This is a genomic window from Oceanotoga teriensis (genome assembly GCF_003148465.1).
Lineage (GTDB): Bacteria > Thermotogota > Thermotogae > Petrotogales > Petrotogaceae > Oceanotoga > Oceanotoga teriensis.
In genome coordinates this window covers 1-5,064 of the sequence record NZ_QGGI01000039.1, presented here as the reverse complement: position 1 = coordinate 5,064, position 5,064 = coordinate 1, and the positions used below count along the sequence as shown (strand labels likewise).

The window sequence follows — 5,064 nt, the reverse complement described above, 5'->3', positions numbered from 1 at the left end:
TTGCTATATCTACTCCCACTACTAATGTTTTTTCATCCACTTGTTTTATTTTATTATTTTGTGTATAATTCATTTAGGTTCCTCCTTTGTAAAATATTTGATGGATTCTTGTTACACTTTTATTTTACGGGGAGGTTCCTTTTTTTTCAACCTCTTTCTTTTTTTATTTCAGGAATGCTCCTAAAATTAATCTATAGATTTCATCGCCTCATAAGGGGCTATCTTTGATGCTTTAAATGCTGGATACAAAGAAAAAATTATAGAAATAATATAGATTATTATTGCTATTATACTTAAATTCAAAATCGGTACTTCAAAACTTATATTAGTATCACTGAAAATACTTTTATAAATATAATAACTTGAAAATATTCCAGAAAAATATCCTGATATTATACCAGCAAATATAATTATAGTATTCTCTACAAACACTGAATTAAATATCATATTAGATTTAAATCCAATAGCTTTCAGCATACCTATTATTCTTTTTCTTTCAGAAATTGATTTAACTGCCGTAATAGATATAGCTATAACGCCTATAATTAATCCAAAATATAAAAATGAATTAATTATATTAATAACTCCACTGGCAGCTTTAATTCCAAAATCTATAAAATCGTCAACAAATATCGAAAAAGAATTATTCGATTTAAAATAGTCTAAAAGAGAATCTTTTGACAACTCATAATCTTTTAATTTAAAAAAATATCCCCCTAAAGAATTTTTTATGAATAAACTAACATTATCATTTTTAAATGAAATTACAGGTCCAACTATAAGTGAAGTTTCCTTCGATTTAACTTTTGCAGCATATTTTACTTTTATAAACTCTCCATCAATTGGATTAAAATCTGGTTTAGATCCTGGTAAAAAAGTAGATTTATTTATTTTAAAATCAACAAATTCTCCAGGAATTAAATTCAAAAAACTTTCATAATCATTAGGAAAGACACCATATTCGGGGTTATTATAAATAAAATCCCATATCTCTTTACTAGATTTATTTTTTAATTCTGGAATAACTCCTTCTATTTCAACACTATTCTCATAAAAAAATTCTTTTGTTCCCGTTAAAATAGGAACTACTGTATCTTTAACACCGCCACTACCAAAATAAAATCTTCCAGAAGCTGTTATTTCATTTCTATCATCAAGAAAATTTTCATCTACATTTTTTGATAAAATCCATGGTAAATTTACAACTACTCCATCAAAACCAGCAAAAAGCTTATCTTTAGTTTTTAATATATTAGTCTCTTGTATATAAGGAATTATTGTAAGAACAACTATCAAAAAGATTATTAATGTATACAAAGTCAATATAATACTTGTTTTTTTTGTTTTCCTTAAAGAATAAGCTGTTCCTATTTTTAATGAAGAAAAACCTTTACCTAAAAATTTAAAAACAAAAAGTAAAAAAGATTCTATATTTTTAAAATTCAGAATAAAAATAGTTATAAAAGATATTATGACTATAAAACTCTTTATTCCAGAAATAAATATGGAATTATCTATAAAATATATATTCAAAAGTATAATTAAAAAATTTAAAATAGTTCCAAAAACATTATATTTTCCTTTAATGACAAGAGATAAAAAATATAAAAACAAAGACAATAAAATTATATAATTTTCTCTATAAAAATAAGCTATTGATAAAAACAAAAGAAAAATAATAATATTAAAAAAACTTAATTTTTTTGTCTCTTTAAATTCTTGAACATCTTTTATAGCATTAACAATGGAAAGTTTATTCAGCTTAAATGTATAAAAAAATCCCAAAGATAAAGGTAATAAAAGTCCTATTAAACTACCATACACTATTGAGTTTAAACTTATATAAAATTTTTCAATAACAGGAATATTATTTATAAAAGAAAAAGTATCTATATTTTTACTATAATTAACTACATTCAAAAATGTAAAAAAAGAAAGACCTACTCCAGAAGCTATTCCAAATGGTATTGAAAAAATTGTATAAAAAATACTTTCAAGAAAAAATAAATTTCTAATATCTTTCTTTTTAAAACCATTAGCCCTCAAAATACCAAAATCTTTTTTTCTTTCATCAACTAACATAGAATACATATTTAAAATAAGAATTCCACCAGCAATTATTGAAAAACCACTAAAAAAAAGAAAAACAAGCGATATATTTCCAGAGGTTATATTATCAAGTTGATTTTTTTTAACTGCAAATAAATCAAAATCATTTTCATAATTATTATACAATTCAAGAATAACTTCAGAATAATTATTACCTTGGATAGTATTTCCTCTATTAGAAATGAAATAATGAGTTGCATCTATATTTTCGGGTATATTTAATACTTTTCTTACAGTTCTTTCATTCAAATAAATAATTCCATTATAAGCTTGGGATGTAGGACCTCTAAAATTGTAAATCCCATTCAATTCTTTTATATCAACAATTTTATATTTTTTCTGAAATAAAAGAGATAAAGGATTAAAATCTGAAAAAATCTCTATTTCATCTCCAATTTTAAAATCTAATAATTCGGCTAAGTCCTTACTCATAATTACTTCATCATCTTTTAAATTTTTTATATAATCCGGAATTTCTCTTTTCTCAATTCCAAAATTTTCAATGTTATCAAAATCATAAGAAAGAACTCCTGCCTGTGTTAAACTTGAAAAATCAAGTTTTTTTAGACTATCCTTATGACCTATTGCCATAAGTCTAAAATATCCCTTTAAAAAACCATCTGTAAGATCTTTTTCTAATAGCTCTGATTTAAAACTCTCTAATTTAGATAAATTATATTTATCCGGAAAATAAACAACTTCATCTATTTCACCTAAAAACTTATCTACATTTTCATAAACAAAATTATTAAAAGAATCATTTATTCCAAAAGCTCCTATAATAAAAGCAATTCCAACCATAGATCCTAAAATCATTAAAAGAGTTTCTAACTTTTTCTTAAATATATTCTTAAAGGAAATCTTTAAAAGATATTTTTTGCTCGTAACAAAAATAATAAAAAACAAAAAAAGTATAAATATTAATAGCCATACCATAATAATGCCCCCTAAACTAATTCTTGAGCAACTATTTTTCCGCTATCCATTTTAAAAATTTCATGAGAAAAATTTGATACTCTTATATCATGAGTAACTATAACAAATGTTTGACCATTCTTTTCATTCAATTCTTTTATAAGACTCATTATCTCAAAAGAATTTTTAGAATCTAATGAACCAGTAGGTTCATCTGCCCAAACTATTTTTGGTTCTGAAATAAGAGCTCTAGCAATTGCAACTCTTTGAGCTTCTCCACCACTCAAAGTAGATGGAAAATTATAAGCTTTATTTAAAATCCCCACCCTATCTAAAAGTTTCAAAGATTTTTCTCTTGATTCTTTTTTATCTTTTCCAAGAACTAATAGAGGTAATTCAACATTTTCAACTGCATTTAAAACATCTATCAAATTAAAAAATTGAAAAATGAATCCCATATTTTTAACCCTAAATTCAGTTAAATCATCATCTTTTAAAGTAGTAATATTTTTTTCATCGATAAAAACATTGCCCGATGTTGGCTTATCTATTCCAGACAAACAATTCAATAATGTTGATTTTCCAGAACCTGAAGGTCCTAAAATCGAGACTATTTTACCAGAATCAAAAGATATATTAACATCATCTAAAGCTCTAAATTCAAGTTCTTTACTTTTATAAACCTTAGTAAGACCTTCCGCATTAACCATAAAATCACCTCCAAATCGATTATAACATTAAAAAAAGAGGCTGTTGAAAAATATTATTATACAACAACCTCTTAAAAATTTCATAAAAATTATATTATACAATCAATGTATTTAAATATTGCATTAAAACATGCACCAACCATACTCGCTGGAACATAATTGAAATTTGTCACTCTTATACTTACATCTTTAACAAAAGAATATTTAATAATTTTATTTTTTAAATCTTCAAAAATTTTATTTGGATAATTAATTATATTACCACCTATTATAATTTTTTCAAAATTCATTAAATTTAAAGCATAAGATATGTTTAAAGCTAAATCATCTATACTTTTTTCCATATTATTATCTAAATCTATGACCTTCTCGAAATTTACACCATTAATATGATAATTATGACCTATTTCACCTGCAGCAAAATTTTTACCTCTAAATATTTCATTATTTATCATAATTCCAGCACCTATACCACTTTTTAAAAGTAAAAAAATTGCATTCTCTATACTATTCATATCATCAGAAAAAGTTTTTTCTGCCAAAATTGAAAGATTTGAATCATTTTCAACCAATATATGTTCACTATTCAAAAAATCATATTTTATATTATTCCATTTTAAATTTGGTGTATTAACAATAGTTTTAGAATAAACATCAACAATGCCAGGAATTGAAAATGATATATAATCAAATTTGTACTTAAAAAGATTTATAAAATTGTTTAAATACTCTTGAAGTCTTTCAAAACTATCTGGTGTAGGTATAGTTTTCAAAATTTCAACTTCTCCATCAAATCTTCCAAACCCAAACATCGTAGTATTGACATCGATATCTACTACGAGAATTTTAATTCTATCCTTATTAATAGAAAGAACTTCACTCTTTCTTCCATATCTTGATTCATTGATTTTATGTTTAGTATGAATAAAATTTTCATCAATTAAAGAATTTATTATTCTTGTAACAGAACTATTACTAAGACCGGTAAAAATAGCAATTTCTTTTCTTGTAGTTTCCTTAGAATTAAATATAAACTTTAAAATCTGCCTCTTATTTATTACTTTAAGGTCAGATGTAGTAAAAGATGAAGACATTTTTCTTCCCCCTATAAAGTTTTACCCTCAATATATTCTAACAGAAATTTTAAAAAAAGAAAAATAAAAATAAAAAAAGAGAGAACAAAGAAGTTCTCTCTTAGAAAAAAAGAAGGGGCGAAACTTACTCTTGCACACAAGAAGTGTACTACCATCAGCATGAGAAGGCTTAACTGCCAGGTTCGGAATGGATCTGGGTGGAACCCAACTCATTATCCTCACCCCTAAATACTCAC

At 24.5% G+C, this 5,064-nt stretch carries 3 protein-coding genes and 1 rRNA gene; all 4 read right to left on the bottom strand.

All coding sequences use genetic code 11. From position 1 onward, the window contains the following. Positions 1–186: 186 nt before the first annotated feature. Positions 187–3,045, bottom strand: coding sequence for an ABC transporter permease (locus C7380_RS13325; protein WP_109606730.1), 2,859 nt, complete (start codon positions 3,043–3,045; stop codon positions 187–189). Positions 3,046–3,056: 11 nt separating this feature from the next. Continuing rightward, the gene (locus tag C7380_RS13320; protein ID WP_109606728.1) at positions 3,057–3,734 is read right to left on the bottom strand and encodes an ABC transporter ATP-binding protein; all 678 of its coding nucleotides are present in this window, start codon (positions 3,732–3,734) and stop codon (positions 3,057–3,059) included. An 89-nt stretch (positions 3,735–3,823) separates the two neighbouring features. Further along, on the bottom strand, positions 3,824–4,828 hold the full coding sequence (locus C7380_RS13315) for an ROK family transcriptional regulator (RefSeq protein WP_109606726.1): 1,005 nt from the start codon (positions 4,826–4,828) through the stop codon (positions 3,824–3,826). Between the two features lie 112 nt (positions 4,829–4,940). Continuing rightward, positions 4,941–5,054: ribosomal RNA gene (gene rrf, locus C7380_RS13310) — 5S ribosomal RNA — on the bottom strand. Between the last annotated feature and the right edge of the window lie 10 nt (positions 5,055–5,064).